The 16,039-nt window shown below is 54.2% G+C and carries 15 protein-coding genes and 1 tRNA gene; 12 read left to right on the plus strand and 4 right to left on the minus strand.

All coding sequences use genetic code 11. The features are described 5' to 3' along the window. Positions 1-11 precede the first annotated feature (11 nt). The 6 genes from tssF (at position 12) to USH94_RS00970 (ending at position 5,713) form a co-directional block, all read left to right on the plus strand. The gene (gene tssF, locus USH94_RS00945; RefSeq protein ID WP_111965235.1) at positions 12-1,766 is read left to right on the plus strand and encodes a type VI secretion system baseplate subunit TssF; all 1,755 of its coding nucleotides are present in this window, start codon (positions 12-14) and stop codon (positions 1,764-1,766) included. Further along, positions 1,730-2,815, plus strand: a complete 1,086-nt coding sequence (tssG, locus tag USH94_RS00950; protein WP_111965236.1) for a type VI secretion system baseplate subunit TssG — start codon at positions 1,730-1,732, stop codon at positions 2,813-2,815. The genes tssF and tssG overlap by 37 nt, the downstream gene beginning before the upstream one ends. After that, positions 2,793-3,338, plus strand: coding sequence for a type VI secretion system lipoprotein TssJ (gene tssJ / locus USH94_RS00955; RefSeq protein WP_111965237.1), 546 nt, complete (start codon positions 2,793-2,795; stop codon positions 3,336-3,338). Before tssG ends, tssJ begins: the two co-directional genes overlap by 23 nt. Then, entirely contained in the window at positions 3,338-3,793 is a 456-nt protein-coding gene (tssE, locus tag USH94_RS00960; RefSeq protein ID WP_111965238.1) for a type VI secretion system baseplate subunit TssE, read from the plus strand. The genes tssJ and tssE overlap by 1 nt, the downstream gene beginning before the upstream one ends. Positions 3,794-3,807: 14 nt before the next feature. Further along, positions 3,808-4,278, plus strand: coding sequence for a hypothetical protein (locus USH94_RS00965; RefSeq protein WP_111965239.1), 471 nt, complete (start codon positions 3,808-3,810; stop codon positions 4,276-4,278). A gap of 103 nt (positions 4,279-4,381) precedes the next feature. Next, positions 4,382-5,713, plus strand: coding sequence for a VasL domain-containing protein (locus USH94_RS00970; RefSeq protein ID WP_111965240.1), 1,332 nt, complete (start codon positions 4,382-4,384; stop codon positions 5,711-5,713). Between the two features lie 48 nt (positions 5,714-5,761). On the opposite strand, the gene USH94_RS00975 is transcribed toward USH94_RS00970, so the two are convergent. Together USH94_RS00975 and USH94_RS00980 are read right to left on the minus strand one after the other, a co-directional pair. After that, positions 5,762-5,833: transfer RNA gene (locus tag USH94_RS00975), tRNA-Arg, on the minus strand. A 75-nt stretch (positions 5,834-5,908) separates the two neighbouring features. Continuing rightward, positions 5,909-6,838, minus strand: a complete 930-nt coding sequence (locus USH94_RS00980; protein WP_111965241.1) for a formate/nitrite transporter family protein — start codon at positions 6,836-6,838, stop codon at positions 5,909-5,911. 313 nt (positions 6,839-7,151) lie between these two features. Here USH94_RS00980 and mlaA point away from each other — a divergent pair, with 313 nt between their 5' ends. Beyond that, entirely contained in the window at positions 7,152-7,904 is a 753-nt protein-coding gene (mlaA, locus tag USH94_RS00985) for a phospholipid-binding lipoprotein MlaA (protein ID WP_023336447.1), read from the plus strand. 44 nt (positions 7,905-7,948) lie between these two features. On the opposite strand, the gene fadL is transcribed toward mlaA, so the two are convergent. Beyond that, a complete protein-coding gene (gene fadL, locus USH94_RS00990) occupies positions 7,949-9,271 on the minus strand; it encodes a long-chain fatty acid transporter FadL (RefSeq protein ID WP_181574039.1) in 1,323 nt (440 codons plus the stop codon). 372 nt (positions 9,272-9,643) lie between these two features. Here fadL and USH94_RS00995 point away from each other — a divergent pair, with 372 nt between their 5' ends. The 4 genes from USH94_RS00995 (at position 9,644) to sixA (ending at position 14,327) form a co-directional block, all read left to right on the plus strand. Then, on the plus strand, positions 9,644-9,928 hold the full coding sequence (locus USH94_RS00995) for a YfcZ/YiiS family protein (protein WP_023294142.1): 285 nt from the start codon (positions 9,644-9,646) through the stop codon (positions 9,926-9,928). Positions 9,929-10,174: 246 nt separating this feature from the next. Then, positions 10,175-11,485: an acetyl-CoA C-acyltransferase FadI gene (fadI, locus tag USH94_RS01000; protein WP_111965243.1), complete on the plus strand. Its 1,311-nt coding sequence runs from the start codon at positions 10,175-10,177 to the stop codon at positions 11,483-11,485. Then, a complete protein-coding gene (gene fadJ, locus USH94_RS01005; RefSeq protein WP_111965244.1) occupies positions 11,485-13,632 on the plus strand; it encodes a fatty acid oxidation complex subunit alpha FadJ in 2,148 nt (715 codons plus the stop codon). Before fadI ends, fadJ begins: the two co-directional genes overlap by 1 nt. A 209-nt stretch (positions 13,633-13,841) precedes the next feature. Then, the gene (sixA, locus tag USH94_RS01010; RefSeq protein WP_045330962.1) at positions 13,842-14,327 is read left to right on the plus strand and encodes a phosphohistidine phosphatase SixA; all 486 of its coding nucleotides are present in this window, start codon (positions 13,842-13,844) and stop codon (positions 14,325-14,327) included. A gap of 46 nt (positions 14,328-14,373) precedes the next feature. On the opposite strand, the gene smrB is transcribed toward sixA, so the two are convergent. After that, positions 14,374-14,925, minus strand: a complete 552-nt coding sequence (smrB, locus tag USH94_RS01015; protein WP_111965245.1) for an endonuclease SmrB — start codon at positions 14,923-14,925, stop codon at positions 14,374-14,376. 145 nt (positions 14,926-15,070) lie between these two features. Here smrB and prmB point away from each other — a divergent pair, with 145 nt between their 5' ends. Continuing rightward, positions 15,071-16,003 (plus strand): 50S ribosomal protein L3 N(5)-glutamine methyltransferase, encoded by a 933-nt coding sequence (prmB, locus tag USH94_RS01020; RefSeq protein WP_008502612.1) that lies wholly within the window; start codon positions 15,071-15,073, stop codon positions 16,001-16,003. The last annotated feature ends 36 nt before the right edge of the window (positions 16,004-16,039 follow it).

Consider the following 16,039-nt stretch of genomic DNA (forward strand, 5'->3'; position numbering starts at 1 on the left):
TCAGGTTCTTTATGGACGACTTAACCCTGCGTTATTACGACGCTGAAATGCGCTACCTGCTGGAAGCCGGCGAAGAGTTTGCCCGTGCTCACCCCGAGCAGGCAGCAATGCTCAACCTCGATAAAGCCGGTGCGCGCGACCCGTATGTTGAACGCCTGTTCGAGGGCTTTGCCTTCCTGATGGGGCGCTTGCGTGAAAAGCTCGATGACGACCTGCCTGAACTGACCGAAGGGCTGGTCAGCCTGCTATGGCCGCATTATCTTCGTACCATTCCGTCGATGTCAGTGGTGGAGTTCACGCCTGACTGGCGCGAAATGAAAGAGCCGATGCGCATCGTCAAAGGTTTCGAAGTGAACTCACGGCCGATCGGTCAGAAGGGCACGCGTTGCCGGTATACCACCACCAAAGAGATCACCCTTCAGCCATTGTCGCTTGAGAGTGCCCGGCTGGCGACCGATCCGGATGGCCGTTCGGTCATCACGCTGCGCTTTAACTGCAGCCATCTCGCCGACTGGAGTCGTATCGATCTCGGCCAGATCCCGCTCTACTTCAACGCTGATGCACCGCTGGCCTGCGCCATGCATGAAGCCTTTACCATGAACGCAGCGCGCCTCTGGCTGCGGATACCGGGCGACATGGACAGAAGACCGCTCGACGGGTATTTCACCGCGCTGGGCTTTGGCGATGATGACGTCCTGTGGCCGAAAGGCAGCAGCAGCTTTAGCGGCTATCAGCTGCTGCTCGAGTATTTCACCTTCCGTGAGAAATTCATGTTTACCGGCCTGCGTGGGCTGGAGACCGTACTCTTTCCGGCTGAGCTCCCATGGTTTGAAATCGACGTGGTGCTGGCAGAGCGTTGGGAGCATGATTTCAGCTTTACCGAAAAGCATCTGCGCCTGAACTGTGTGCCGGTGATTAACCTGTTCCCGCTGGAATCCGATCCGCTGACGCTCAATTCCCTGCAGACCGAATACATGCTGCGCCCGATGCGCGTGCAGGATGGCCATACCGAGATATACGCTGTCGATTCTGTGATGTCATCGAGCCAGCATACCTACGTGCCGTTCTCCAGCTTCCGTCACAAAGGCGGAATGATGCGCCACGAAGCCCCGGAATATTACTACCACACCCGCGTGCGCCGTGGCCCGTCGGGGTTGCATAACACCTGGCTTATCCTGGGGGGTGAAGCGTTTGATAACCACACGGTGCCGGAGGATGAAAGCCTGTCGCTGACGCTAACCGGCACCAATGGTCAACTACCTCGCAGAGCGTTGCAAAGTACCGTGCTCGATACGGTGATGAAAACCACTTCAGCCAGTATCGCCGTGCGTAACCTGTGTGCGCCGACGCTGCCTTGTTATCCCCCGGCACAGGATCGCTTTCACTGGCGTGTGCTGAGCCATCTCGGCAGCGGCTTCCTGTCGATGATGGACAATGCCGACGTGCTGCGCGGCACGCTGGCGCTGTACGAGTGGACCGACAGCGAGATGAACCGCCGTCGTCTGGAGGCGATTATCGATGTGAAGCACAGTGAAACGGAACGCTTTGAGCAGGGATATCTGGTGCGCGGGGTGCAGATTGAGGTGACGCTTGAGAGCAACGGCTTTGCCGGGCGGGGTGATATTTGCCTGTTTGGCGAGATGCTGAGCCGCTTCTTCGCGCTCTACACCGATATCTATCTGTTTAACCGCCTGATTATTATTCTGCAACCGACCGGAGAGCGCCTGGAATGGGAAGAGAAGCACAACCGCCGTATTCCCGGCTGACCCCGCGGCTGGAGGCCGATCTTCACCGCATCAACTTTTATCGTTTATGCCAGCTGCTGGAGAAGCGCCATCCGGACCGGCCGCTGATGGGCTCTACCAGCCATCCGGCGGATGACCCGGTACGCTTTGCACCGCACTCTGGAATGGGGTTCCCTGTAAGTGAATTGAAGGCTGTCGAGTATGACGAGGATGATGACAGCAAGCCACCGATCATCCGTACAACCTTTATGGGGATGTATGGCGTTGATTCACCGCTGCCGACCGCCTATCTCGATGACATCACCCAGCGCCGGGAAGGGCATGAGGCGCTGCAGGGCTTTCTGGATATTTTCAGTCATCGCATCCTGACGCAGTTTTATCGCGTCTGGCGTAAATACTCGTACCCGGCCACGTTTGAGCCTGGAGGCACCGACAGCATTTCGCAGTCGCTACTGGGTCTGGTTGGTCTGGGGATACCAGGCACGGCAAATCATATTATCACGCCGGTGTCGCGCTTTCTGGCTCTGCTGGGGGTTTTGCAGCAGCCGGGCAAAACTCAGGAAGGGATGCAGGCACTGGTGAGCCTGCTGGCCCCCGAGACGACGGTGCAGGTGAGTCCGTATTGTCTCCGGCCTGTAGTAATAGACAGGCCGCTGGGTTTTTACGGTGACGAAGATTTTCTGCTTGATGGCAATACTCCGCTGGGTGACGAAGCGATGGATGCCGGCAGCCAACTGCTGGTTGCTCTCGCGACGGACAACGAACAGGAAGCGCAGGGCTGGAAACCGGATGGTCAGTTGTACCTGGATTTCCTGGTAATGCTACGGGTGTATCTGGGCTGGCGGTTTAAGGCCAGAATTACCCTGACCACTTCCGTACGTCTGCTGGCCGTTCCACCGCTTGGAGAAAATCCTTTCTGGCTGGGGTTGAACGGCGTGCTTGGCGCTGACGGTGATAGCCTACCGGATGATATTCCTGAGACCTTTACCACAGAGCTGGGTTATTACAGCGGTCTGGAGCCTGCAAAATCACAACAAGGAAACCGACGTGTTACGTACAAGTTTAATTAAGACTACGCGCTGGCTGATGCCGCTGATAGCACTCTCTCTAACTGGCTGTGGGGTAACGCAGAGCGTCACCGACGGAACCAAATCGGCGTTCAATTCTGTGTTCTATAAAAAAATTAAAATCCTGCATCTGGATTTCACCGCGCGTGAGGCGCTGAACACCGACTCCCGTGAAAGTAACTCGCTGTCTCAGCCGGTGGTGGTAAGGGTTTACCAGCTCAAAGATCGCAAAACCTTTGATAAGACGGTATATCAGCAGTTGCTTCAGGATGATAGCACCATTCTGAAAGACGACATGCTGGCCAGTCGTGATGTCGTGGTGAAACCGGGTGGTGATGCAAACCTTGATATGCCAATGGAAGAAGAGGCGCAGTTTGTCGCGGTGGTAGGGCTGTTCCGTCATCCGGACATGACCAACGACACCTGGAAGCAGGTTATTAAACGCAGTGACCTGGATCCGGATAAACCGCGAATTCTGGAAGCAGGCGATAACTCTCTGACGCTGCAACCGCTTAAGGACGACTGATGCCCTACGGACATAACACGCCTTCGCTGTATGAAATGCTGACTGGAAATTTTACAGGCGGCCTCAGCCTCAACCAGGTCAGTGAGGAAAATCAGGTCATCCTCTCGGTACTTGATAACATGCAGCGTATCCTTAACTGCCGCGCCGGCACGCTGGCGCATCTGCCTGACTACGGCCTGCCGGATATGACCAAAATTCTGCAGGGCATGCCGGGAACGGCCCATGAGCTGATGGGCACATTGTCTGCCGTTCTGCTCAAATATGAACCGCGCCTGAAAAGCATAAATGTCATTCTGCTCGACCAGAAAATCCCTGGTGAGTTGCGCTATGCCATTGATGCTGAACTTAAAGGGATTGGCCTGGTGCGCTACGGGACTGAATTTATGCCCGAAGGACGGGTCCTGTTAAGGCATCTCAGGCAACAGCAGTATCTCGACACCACTCTCCGTATATAAGGTCCGATAACATCATGTCCGTAAAATCACAGTTCCTGAAGAAGTTGCAGGCAAGACAACCTGCACCTGTTCCTGCAATCAGCAGGAGTCAGGCTGATATTGCAGAGTTTCGCCAGCGAATGGCTGAGCTTCATGATGAGATGGACGCGTGGCTGACAGATACGGGACTGAATGTGGAGCCACTGACGGTATCCGTTCCGGATCTGCTGGTGGAGGGCGGGGCTTTTGAGATTTCCGGTATCGTTCTGCGTTATGGCAGCCGAGCGGTCAGATTTATGCCGATCTTTCTGTATGGACAGGGCATAGCAGGTTGTGTCGAGGTGACTTTCTGTTCCGGGGATAAGGTGATTTCTCAGGGACGCCTGTTCATGCGTGTGGGGAGCGTAAATGGCTGGATCTTTACGCCCCCTGATATCTCATCCCGTTCAGGACAACTATTTGATGAAGGTATCTTTTACGGTCTGATTTTAGCGCTGCTGCCATAGCGATAACATTCATTCCTTTTATTAGTCACTGCATTTTTAATCGCAAAATAGCCTTACATCTCAACTGACGAAATTAACTACACGGATATGCAGGCCCTTCAGGATGACCACACATATAACGTTAAAAACCGGCGGCGACCCGCGTACGCTGCCAGATTACGCCGCCCTTCGCGATGAACTCGGCAAGCTTACGCATCCTGCTCGCCCGGATGTGAACTGGCAATATGTCGAAAAACTCTGTCTCTCTCTGTTTGAACAAAACGGTGTGGAGTTGCAGACTGCGGCCTGGTACACCCTTGCCCGTACTCACCTGTCTGGATTAGCTGGCCTGAACGAAGGGTTGGCAATTCTGGAGGCCCTGATTAGCCGCCAGTGGGACGTTTTCTGGCCGAAGACGCTACACGCTCGTCTGGAAATCCTTAGTGGCCTGAGCCAGCGCCTGCAGCAGCGCATGCGCATGCTTGCATTGAACAACAGCCATCTACGTGAGCTTTATAGTGCTGAAGCGTTGCTTACCAGCCTGAGCGCGGTGTTCCAGCGTCTCGAACTCAAACACCTTAGCCAGTTCGATACGTTACGAACGTTGATACGTTCAAGTGCTGAACGGCTGGAAAGCGGTAATGACGCATCAGATTTGGATGCGATCATAATGCCCGGTCGCGAGTTACCTCAGGAAAGGGCAGAACCGATTGGCGAAGTGAAATGGGTCTACGTTGTGCAGCAGGAAAATCAGCCGGATACAAAGGATCGTCCGACTGCGCACGGGTCTGTCGGACCATGGAAACCCTTTGTCGCCGGGATGTGTTCTGTGCTGGTGGTCAGCCTCGCCGTGGCATGGGGAGGGGGCTTTCTGTCGAGACCGGATCCCTTAACGACTCAGGCCATTGCCTCGCTGGCGCCGTTACCTGAAGTGCTTACACCTGTTCAGCAAGACGCGTTAGCGCAGCGAGGCACCATTCCGTCCACGTTTATCACCGACACGCAGCAGCAGCTTGCCCGACTGGATAAGCTGCCACCTGACTGGAATATTTCCTACAGCCTTCAGTTGTTAGCGCAACTCCAGACATTGCAGCCGGAGGAAGCGAAGTCGCTCACCGTGCAGTGGAAGCAAAAATTTAACGCGGCAGCGTTGCCTGTCGATTCCATGAACAGCTGGTATCTGGGAATGATGAAGCTTCAGCAACTGAGCCATAGGCTGAGTAGTCTGGATGAGCAAAAAGGAAAATATATCACGGTGAGTGAGCTTAAATCGGTGATTTTTTCGACAATGCAGTCCTTTAACCAAACCATACCGGCTGAAGAACAACTCCGGCGCCTGTCAGAGCATAGTGCTGAAAGTGCGCTTCCTGAAGCCGAAAAGACCCAGCTGGAGTTGCGTCTAAGACAGCTGGCAACGCGTTATGCTCAAATCAAACAGGATTTTTCTGCTCAGTGAATGCGGGTAGTGGATAAACGATGTGCAGAAATAAGCGGGAGGGTAAAGTGTCCCCTGCAGGAATCGAACCTGCAACTAGCCCTTAGGAGGGGCTCGTTATATCCATTTAACTAAGGGGACGAGGCGGCACGAGTATAGCCTTATTTACACTTTGCGTTAAGCGCATCGCCGCCTGACTGCTCAAAGAGTCACCATTCAGGTCGATTTTTTTGTCGATTTATCATCATTTTCCCGTGCCTTAAGCTCAGCTTTGCGTTTGTTTGACATGTCGTTACGGATTTGGGCATGGCTTAACAGCGCGAAGATAAACGTCCCGCCGCAGATGTTTCCCGCCAGCGTCGGAAGGGCAAACGGCCAGAAGAAATCGCTCCAGTGAAGCGTACCGTTGAAGACCAGATAGAGGATTTCAACGGTACCGACCACAATATGCGTAGTGTCCGCCAGCGCAATCAGCCAGGTCATCAGTACGATCACGACAATTTTGGCGCTGCCTGCTGAAGGGAACATCCACACCATCGTGGCGATAATCCAGCCGGAGATGATGGCATTCGAGAACATCTCGACCGGCGTGTTTTTCATTACATCCATGCCGATTTTTACAAACGCATCCCGTGTGGGTTCATCAAATATCGGCATATATTCAAACGCCCAGGCCGCGATGCCCGTGCCAATGATATTTCCCAGCAGGACCACGCTCCAGAGCCGCATCAATAAACCGAAATTTCCGAGTGTGGGGTTTTGCATCACCGGCAGCACAGCGGTCACCGTGTTTTCAGTAAATAGCTGCTGGCGGGCCATGATGACGATAATAAAGCCGAAGGTATAACCGAGGTTCTCGAGTAAAAAACCGCCGGGTACGCCTTCCAGCTGCACATGAAATATCCCTTTCGCAAGCAGAGATGCGCCCATTGAGAGCCCTGCCGCGATGGCTGACCAGAAGAGAGCCATCGCGTCGCGCTCCATCTCTTTTTCACCGTCCTGGCGGATATGCTCGTGGATGGCCATCGCGCGGGAAGGGAGGCGATCTTCATCAATTTCTATTTTCTCGCCGCGCGCTTTCTCCTCGCTTTCAATTTCAAGTTCCTCATTGCTCTCGCCAATTTTTTCTTCGCCCACTTCTTTCATATATGCTCCCGGAGATTGATCTTTCTGTTAAGCGTAGCGGCTTTTGTCGGGATGCCTGTGGGGATGCTCTTAAATTGGCAGCAATGACAACAAAGGTGATACATCTCTTTCAAAGACATTATAAAATTACCAGCGAAACGAATTCTAAAAGCCAGGCTATGCTGAGATCAGAGTCACGGTGGTTACTGCCCGTAATTGTGCTCATAGACATCGGTAAACGTGCTGTTACAATCGCTTGCACGTTTACAGACGGAGCATCAGGCTCCGTTACGGATGGCAATCAACGATAGCCATACTGAACAGGGAGATATTTATGAAACTTCGGCTGTCGGCGCTTGCGCTGGGCGCGACGATGCTTGTGGGCTGCGCCAGCTCTGGGGAGCAAACGGGCCGCTCCGATCCTCTCGAAGGATTTAACCGCTCCATGTATAGCTTCAACTACAACGTGCTGGACCCTTATGTGGTTCGCCCGGTGGCAGTGGCATGGCGTGATTATGTTCCACAGCCCGCGCGTAACGGGTTAAGTAACTTTACCAGCAACCTCGAAGAGCCGGCGGTAATGGTGAACTACTTCCTGCAGGGAGACCCTTATCAGGGGATGGTCCACTTTACCCGCTTCTTCCTGAACTCCATTCTGGGGATGGGCGGCTTTATTGACGTCGCAGGCATGGCTAACCCGAAACTGCAGCGTGAACAGCCGCACCGTTTTGGTAGTACGCTGGGGCATTATGGTGTCGGTTACGGCCCTTACGTTCATCTGCCGTTCTATGGCAGCTTCACCGTGCGTGATGACGGCGGTGATATGGTCGATACGCTGTATCCGGTTCTGTCATGGCTGACCTGGCCGCTGTCGGTGGGTAAATGGACGGTAGAAGGGATTGAAACCCGCGCGCAATTGCTCGACTCTGATGGCCTGCTGCGCCAGTCTTCCGACCCGTACATTATGGTACGTGAAGCGTACTTCCAGAATCATGACTTTATTGCCAACGGCGGTAAGCTGAAGCCGGAAGAGAATCCAAACGCGAAGGCGATCGAAAACGAACTAAAAGATATCGATTCTGAGTAAATAAAAAAGGTGAGCAATGCTCACCTTTTTTGATTCTGTCGCGCTTAGAACGCGTAGTTGAAGTTCATGCCGTACAGCCAGGCTTTACCTTCGGAAGAGAACTCATACGGACCTTCCTTAAAGTTAACTTTTTGACCGTGCATATAAGATATGCCCGCATCAATAGAAGCATCCTTGTTAAATGCATAGGTCGCACCAGCGCTCAGCCAGAAGCGGTCCTGATCCGGAATCGAGATAGAGCGTTTGTCTGCTGGTACCGGACTATCATCGAAGGCAATACCGGTGCGGAATGTCCAGTTGTCATCCATATAATAGGTTGTACCCAGCGCGATGCGGTAAGCATCACGGAAGCTCTCATCTTTATAGAAGAGCGTGTCGCCGTTGCTATTGGTCGCCTTCAGCTCCTGGAACTGGCTCCAGCTGGTGTAGGTTAGGCTATAGTGAACTGCCCACTGTGGCGCCACTTTGTTATAACCTGACAATTCCCACATTTCTGGTAAGTGCAGGCTCAGAGAGCCGCCAGTGGTTTGGCCATTGGTTCCCATTGGCAGACCGAAGTTGCCGAGGATCTGGTTATAAGCAGAAGGGAGGCTGCTTTTGTAATCTCCATCAAAATCGATTTTTACTTCTGAACGGTAGGTAAAGCCGTAACGGTTGTTTTTATCGAGTTCATAAAGGATACCGGCGTTCCAGCCAAAGCCCCACTCATCGCCCTTCAGATAAGCGATCTGAGTATCCGCTGGGATACCAGCCACACGCTGTGCCAGGGCTGGTGGAAGTGCGCCTGAGCCAGCGACGACTTTGCCCAGGTCACCTGCGTAACGTTCGATCTTCGCTTTAGCATAAACAGCGTCAAAGCCAACGCCGAAACTCCAGTGATTATCCAGACGGTAAGCACCGCTCAGGTTCAGGTTCAGGGTTTCCAGGTCGGTTTTACCGCCAAACGCTCCAGCTGCATAGTCGTTATTGAACTCGGTTGCTAAACCGTAGTTAGAGGTCACGGATGCGCCCCAGCCGAACTGCTCGTTAATCGGCGCCACGAAGTGCATGTTTGGAACCCATGCCGTTGGGGCAATGTTATCCGATTTCAGATCTGCACCTGTCGGAGAACGGCCCGAGATATCAACACCTGGATCGACAAAAATTGCACCGGCAGAGAAAGTCGGACGATCGAACATCATGATCAACGCGGGGTTACGACTCGCGTTACCCGCATCATCAGCAATAGCGCCTTCCCCGGAATACGCACGGCCAAGGCCAGAGGAAGAAAATTCGTTTAACTGAAAGCCCGCTGACCAGGCGGAAGTGGAGACGAGTGCCACTGCGACTGCCAGCGCAGTCTTGTTGAACAGGGTTTTCTGGCTCATGACCATAACCTCATTGAGTTATTTTTATTCAATAATTGTTACATACCGTAACAGGAGCGCGAAGTGTAGGGTCTGAGGTATGACAGACAAATCAGACCAGTGGCCAGAGTATAGGTCTGACCAGCCAGAATGTTGCAAGTTTGTTTATTAATATTTTCAAACATGTTTCGCGAAACGAGATCTGGTTGGCAAAATTGTGACCATCGCGACTCACCCAAAAGGGTGGTTTTTGTTCTGGATCATTTTTTAGTGTGATATTGGTCACTTATCCGTTTTTGCGCCATTAACGGCTGGAGAGAGCCCGCGCCGGGGCGTAAAATCTCAGCATCGTGTTTATCTCGCGCGCTGCGCGAATACAGAGGAAATTGAGCTATGAGTAAATGCAGTGCTGATGAAACCCCGGTTTGCTGCTGTATGGATGTTGGGACCATCATGGACAACTCCGATTGCACCGCGTCTTACAGCCGTGTGTTCACTAACCGTGCCGAAGCGGAAGAGACCCTGGCCGCGCTGAGCAAGCGTGCGCGTGATGTTGAATCCGATCCGTGTGAAATCAAGTCGACCTTTACCGAAGTGGAAGGCGGCGTGAAGCTGGACATCGACTTTGTTTTCGCCTGCGAAGCAGAAACGCTGATTTTCCAGCTGGGTCTGCGCTAATCCTTTTTGCCCGGCGGCGCTTCGCTTGCATGGGCCTACGATCGTGTAGGCCGAGTAAGGCAACGCCGCCACCCGGCAACAAACCGCACAAATGCCCCTGCCATGCAGGGGCATTTTCTTTTTCTTCTCTGTGTTTTAGCTCGCACTTTTTCGTTTCCCCGATTGGCTGAATGTAAAAAAATGGTTAAGACTATTATCAGGTCAGACCACTTTATGTTTGCGAAAAATTTTTTACAGGGGAGTGTTATGAGTCAGGCATTACCGCTAATTACCCGTCAGGGCGATCGCATTGCCATAGTCAGTGGATTGCGAACGCCATTTGCGCGTCAGGCAACGGCGTTTCATGGCATACCGGCCGTTGACCTGGGGAAAATGGTAGTGGGGGAGATGCTGGCTCGCAGCGAAATTTCGCCTGAGGTCATCGAGCAGCTGGTGTTCGGTCAGGTCGTGCAGATGCCTGAAGCTCCCAATATTGCGCGGGAAATCGTACTCGGTACCGGGATGAACGTGCATACCGATGCCTACAGCGTCAGTCGCGCCTGCGCAACCAGTTTCCAGGCCGTGGCTAACGTCGCTGAAAGCCTGATGGCGGGCACTATTCGCGCCGGAATTGCAGGTGGGGCAGACTCCTCTTCGGTGCTGCCGATTGGGGTCAGTAAAAAGCTGGCGCGTATCCTGGTCGATGCCAACAAAGCCCGTACGACGGGTCAGAAACTCAAACTCTTCTCGCGTTTACGTCTGCGCGATCTGATGCCCGTGCCACCTGCCGTAGCGGAATACTCCACTGGCCTGCGCATGGGCGATACCGCCGAGCAGATGGCTAAAACCTACGGCATTACCCGTGAGCAGCAGGATGCGCTGGCGCATCGTTCACATCAGCTTGCGGCAAAAGCCTGGTCGGAAGGCAAGCTGACCGATGAGGTCATGACCGCCTATGTTCCCCCCTACCGTGAACCGCTTGTGGAAGATAACAATATTCGCGGCACCTCGACGCTGGCGGATTACACAAAGCTGCGCCCGGCGTTTGACCGCAAGCACGGCACGGTGACGGCGGCGAATAGTACGCCGCTGACGGACGGGGCCGCCGCCGTGATCCTTATGACCGAATCCCGCGCGAAAGAGCTGGGCATCACTCCCCTGGGCTATTTACGCAGCTATGCCTTCACCGCCATTGATGTCTGGCAGGACATGTTGTTAGGTCCGGCATGGTCCACGCCGCTGGCGCTGGAGCGCGCGGGGCTGACGATGGCTGATTTGACCCTGATTGATATGCATGAAGCGTTTGCCGCGCAGACTCTGGCAAACGTTCAGCTACTGGCAAGCGAGCGTTTCGCGCGCGATGTGCTGGGCCGCGCCCATGCCACAGGCGAAGTGGATCAGAGTAAGTTCAACGTGCTGGGTGGTTCTATCGCCTACGGTCATCCGTTTGCCGCCACCGGTGCGCGAATGATCACGCAAACATTACATGAACTCCGTCGCCGCGGCGGCGGGTTTGGCCTCGTTACCGCCTGTGCGGCGGGTGGCCTTGGCGCAGCAATGGTTCTGGAGGCTGAATAATGGATATGCCATCTGCATTTAATCTGACGGTTCGCCTCGATAACGTGGCCGTTATCACTATTGATGTGCCTGATGAAAAGATGAATACCCTGAAGGCCGAATTTGGTGTTCAGGTGCGCGCGATGCTAAAGCAGATCCGCGAAAACAAAGCCATTCGCGGCCTGGTGTTTATCTCAGCCAAACCCGACAACTTTATAGCCGGGGCGGATATCAACATGATCGACCGGGCGCAAAACGCACTGGAAGCCGAAGAGCTGGCGCGTCAGGGCCAGCAGGTAATGTCGGAGATCAACAGCCTGCCGATCCCGGTTATCGCAGCGATCCACGGCGCCTGTCTGGGCGGCGGGCTTGAGCTGGCGCTGGCATGTCACAGCCGGATTTGTACTGACGATGCAAAAACCATCCTGGGCCTGCCGGAAGTGCAGCTGGGCCTGCTGCCTGGCTCCGGCGGAACGCAACGACTGCCGCGCCTCGTGGGCGTCAGCACGGCGCTGGAGATGATCTTAACCGGTAAACAGCTGCGCGCCCGTCAGGCGCTAAAAGCCGGTCTGGTCGATGACGTCGTGCCGCAGTCTATTTTACTGGAAGCCGCCGTCGAGCTTGCGCTGAAAGGGCGTCAGGCAAAACGTCCTCTGCCGGTCCGTGAGCGCGTGCTGGCTGGTCCGCTGGGAAGAACGCTTCTGTTCAACATGGTGGGTAAAAAGACGGAACAAAAAACCAAAGGCAACTACCCGGCGGCAAAGCGGATCCTGGAAGTGATCGAAACCGGGCTGTCGCAGGGAAGCAGCAGCGGCTATGCCGCGGAGGCCAAAGCCTTCGGCGAACTGGCGATGACGCCGCAGTCACAGGCGCTGCGCAGCATCTTCTTCGCCAGCACAGACGTGAAAAAAGATCCCGGCAGCGAGGCTGAGCCTGCACCGCTGCGTGCCATTGGCGTACTGGGTGGGGGGCTCATGGGCGGCGGTATCTCTTTTGTTACCGCCAGCAAAGGCAAATTACCTGTACGTATCAAAGACATTAACCCTAAGGGGATCAACCACGCGCTGCAGTACAGCTGGCAGAACCTTGATCAAAAGGTCAAACGCCGCCATATCAAAGCAAGCGAGCGTGATAAAACCCTGGCGATGATCTCCGGTACGACGGATTACAGCGGTTTTGCGCACCGCGATCTGGTGATTGAAGCCGTGTTTGAAGATCTGGCGCTTAAGCAGCAGATGGTGGCAGACGTTGAGCAACATTGTGCTCCGCATACCATTTTTGCCTCCAATACGTCGTCATTACCGATTGGCGATATCGCGGCGAAAGCCGCGCGTCCGGAGCAGGTGATTGGGCTGCACTTCTTTAGCCCGGTCGAAAAAATGCCGCTGGTGGAAGTCATTCCACACGCGACGACCAGTCCGCAAACCATCGCCACGGTAGTCAAACTTGCGAAGAAGCAGGGGAAAACGCCGATCGTAGTAGCAGATAAGGCCGGCTTCTACGTCAACCGCATTCTGGCTCCCTATATTAATGAAGCCATGCGGTTGCTGACGGAAGGCGAGAAGATCGAGCACGTCGACGAGGCGCTGGTAAAGTTTGGTTTCCCCGTAGGCCCAATCCAACTTTTGGATGAGGTGGGAATAGACACCGGCACTAAAATTATACCAGTGCTGGAAGCCGCATACGGCGATCGTTTCAGCCCACCTGCAAATATTGTTTCTGCGATTTTGAAGGACGATCGCAAAGGCAGAAAAAATGAACGCGGTTTCTATCTTTACGGCGCGAAAGGGCGTAAAAGCAGAAAACAGGTCGACCCTTCTGTTTATGGACTTATTACGACTTCTGGTCAGGGAAAACTCTCTGCCGTTCAGTGCGCTGAGCGCTGCGTGATGATGATGCTCAATGAAGCGTCGCGCTGCTTTGGTGAGCAGGTGATCAAGAGCGCGCGCGATGGCGACATTGGTGCGGTATTTGGCATTGGTTTCCCGCCGTTCCTTGGCGGCCCGTTCCGTTACATGGATACGCTCGGCGCGGGTGAAGTGGTTGCAATCCTGCAACGTCTGGCTTCGCAGTATGGTCCACGGTTTACACCGTGTGACCAATTATTGCAGATGGCGGAACGGGGCCAGACATTTTGGCCAGCAAGGGAAACTGTCCTCGTAAGCTGAGGTCAAAGAAGGGTAAATCCTGAAGTGAAGGAACCTGTTCTGGCGATTTTGTAAACAGAGATTGACTATACTTACGCCATTGAGGTAAAAAACAGCGTTTCATTCACCGAATGGATCAGGCACAATGCCCGGCCATCGGGTTTTCTACCTCACAGCATTTATCGCGGGTAGTTAACGCCGGTGATTCTGGTTAACAAAAGCGGTGCAATATGCAAGTTTTTATCATGCGTCACGGCGACGCGGCACTCGATGCCGCCAGTGACTCAGTACGTCCTTTGACCGTCTGTGGCTGCGACGAATCTCGTCTGATGGCGACCTGGCTTAACGGTCAAAAAGTGGACATCGAACGCGTTCTGGTGAGTCCGTTCCTGCGTGCAGAACAGACGCTTGACGTGGTAGGGGAGTGTATGAACCTACCATCCAGCGTGGATGTTCTCCCTGAACTCACCCCGTGTGGCGATGTAGGCCTTGTCAGCGCTTATCTTCAGGCGCTGTGCAATGAAGGTGTCGCTTCCGCGCTGGTCATTTCCCACCTGCCACTGGTTGGCTATCTGGTATCTGAGCTTTGCCCTGGCGAAACCCCGCCTATGTTCACGACATCCGCTATTGCCAATGTTTCTCTCGACGAAACGGGCAAAGGTGTCTTCAACTGGCAAATGAGTCCGTGCAACCTGAAGATGGCAAAAGCGATCTGACGTGACGTGCGATATGGCGGGGTGCAATGTGCTTCCCGCCATTCTGTCAGGGCAACTCTGGCGGTTGCCACTCTTCCACTTCAATCAACACCAGCAACGCGGCATCTCCGCCGTACTCTTTCGGTGCCTGATGAAAAGCCATCACGTGCGGGTGCTGCGCCAGCCAGAGGGGCGTCTGTTGCTTGAGAATATGTTTACCGTGGCCATGCATTACGCAGGCGCAAAAAACATGTTCGCGACGGCAGGCGGCAATCAATGCCCCCAACTCCTGTTTCGCCTGCATCTGCGTTAAGCCGTGGAGATCGAGAAACAGCTCCGGCGAATAATCCCCGCGGCGTAATTTTTTCAGCTCAAAATGGCTGACGTCTTCGCGTACATACTTAACAGCCCCTTGCGTATTAAGCAGCGGCTGAAATTCATCTGAAAAATAGTGGCTGTTATCGGCCTGCTCCTGCAGCAGGCGTTTGACCGGTATTTCGCTGATTTTTTTACGCTGCGGGCGATGAACGATGGTGTCCTGCGCGATCTTACGCGTCCCGGTCATCAGCTGTCGGAAGAGCGCCTGATCCTCCTCACTGAGCGATGTTTTCTTTTTCATTCGTCATTCTCATCTCGTATTTCCGATAGTGTACCCGACTAAACGCATTTTTTAACCTCAAGCGGTACGCGTCATTGCTGATTTATCGCCGTCTTCATGGCAAACTAGCCGCCGAAAATTATGCGAGCATGCCCTGGAGGAAAGAGTGGATAAAATATTTGTCGATGAAGCAGTAAACGAGCTGCATACCATACAGGACATGTTGCGCTGGTCGGTTAGCCGCTTCAGCGCCGCCAATATCTGGTACGGTCACGGTACCGATAACCCTTGGGATGAAGCCGTGCAGCTGGTGCTGCCGTCCCTCTACCTGCCGCTGGATATCCCGGAAGACATGCGCACCGCGCGCCTGACCTCCAGCGAAAAACACCGCATCGTTGAGCGCGTGATCCGCCGCGTGAACGAGCGTATTCCGGTCGCCTATCTGACCAACAAAGCCTGGTTCTGCGGCCACGAGTTCTATGTCGATGAACGCGTGCTGGTGCCGCGTTCCCCGATTGGCGAGCTGATTAACAATCACTTTGAAGGCCTGATCGGCCATCAGCCGCAGCACATTCTCGATATGTGTACCGGGAGCGGCTGTATCGCGATTGCCTGCGCTTACGCCTTCCCGGAAGCGGAAGTGGACGCGGTTGATATCTCCACCGACGCGCTGGCCGTGACCGAGCACAACATCGAAGAGCACGGCCTGATCCATCACGTTACGCCAATTCGCTCCGATCTGTTCCGCGACCTGCCCACGCTGCAGTACGATCTGATCGTCACCAACCCGCCGTACGTCGATGCGGAAGACATGTCCGATCTGCCGAACGAATACCGCCACGAGCCGGAGCTGGGTCTGGCGTCTGGCTCTGACGGCCTGAAGCTGACCCGCCGCATTCTGGCCTGCGCGCCGGATTATCTGACCGACGACGGCGTTCTGATTTGTGAAGTGGGCAACAGCATGGTACATCTGATAGAGCAGTACCCGGATGTGCCGTTCACCTGGCTTGAGTTCGACAACGGCGGTGACGGCGTCTTTATGCTGACCAAAGCGCAGCTGCTCGACGCGCGCGAACACTTCAGCATCTATAAAGATTAATCCAGCGGGCTTCGGCCCGTTTCACAACGCTCAAAC

Origin of the sequence: Enterobacter sp. 148H3, from assembly GCF_034107425.1 — a bacterium.
GTDB classification, from domain to species: Bacteria; Pseudomonadota; Gammaproteobacteria; order Enterobacterales; family Enterobacteriaceae; genus Enterobacter; species Enterobacter vonholyi.

Excerpts from the sequence above, each read along its gene's own strand:
- USH94_RS00995 (WP_023294142.1), top strand. The coding sequence starts at position 9,644 with ATGAGTAAATGCAGTGCTGATGAAACCCCGGTTTGCTGCTGTATGGAT.
- USH94_RS00970 (WP_111965240.1), top strand. The coding sequence starts at position 4,382 with ATGACCACACATATAACGTTAAAAACCGGCGGCGACCCGCGTACGCTG.
- tssE (WP_111965238.1), top strand. The coding sequence starts at position 3,338 with ATGCCCTACGGACATAACACGCCTTCGCTGTATGAAATGCTGACTGGA.
- tssF (WP_111965235.1), top strand. The coding sequence starts at position 12 with ATGGACGACTTAACCCTGCGTTATTACGACGCTGAAATGCGCTACCTG.
- tssG (WP_111965236.1), top strand. The coding sequence starts at position 1,730 with ATGGGAAGAGAAGCACAACCGCCGTATTCCCGGCTGACCCCGCGGCTG.
- fadI (WP_111965243.1), top strand. The coding sequence starts at position 10,175 with ATGAGTCAGGCATTACCGCTAATTACCCGTCAGGGCGATCGCATTGCC.
- USH94_RS00980 (WP_111965241.1), bottom strand. The coding sequence starts at position 6,838 with ATGAAAGAAGTGGGCGAAGAAAAAATTGGCGAGAGCAATGAGGAACTT.
- fadJ (WP_111965244.1), top strand. The coding sequence starts at position 11,485 with ATGGATATGCCATCTGCATTTAATCTGACGGTTCGCCTCGATAACGTG.
- fadL (WP_181574039.1), bottom strand. The coding sequence starts at position 9,271 with ATGAGCCAGAAAACCCTGTTCAACAAGACTGCGCTGGCAGTCGCAGTG.
- smrB (WP_111965245.1), bottom strand. The coding sequence starts at position 14,925 with ATGAAAAAGAAAACATCGCTCAGTGAGGAGGATCAGGCGCTCTTCCGA.
- USH94_RS00965 (WP_111965239.1), top strand. The coding sequence starts at position 3,808 with ATGTCCGTAAAATCACAGTTCCTGAAGAAGTTGCAGGCAAGACAACCT.
- sixA (WP_045330962.1), top strand. The coding sequence starts at position 13,842 with ATGCAAGTTTTTATCATGCGTCACGGCGACGCGGCACTCGATGCCGCC.
- mlaA (WP_023336447.1), top strand. The coding sequence starts at position 7,152 with ATGAAACTTCGGCTGTCGGCGCTTGCGCTGGGCGCGACGATGCTTGTG.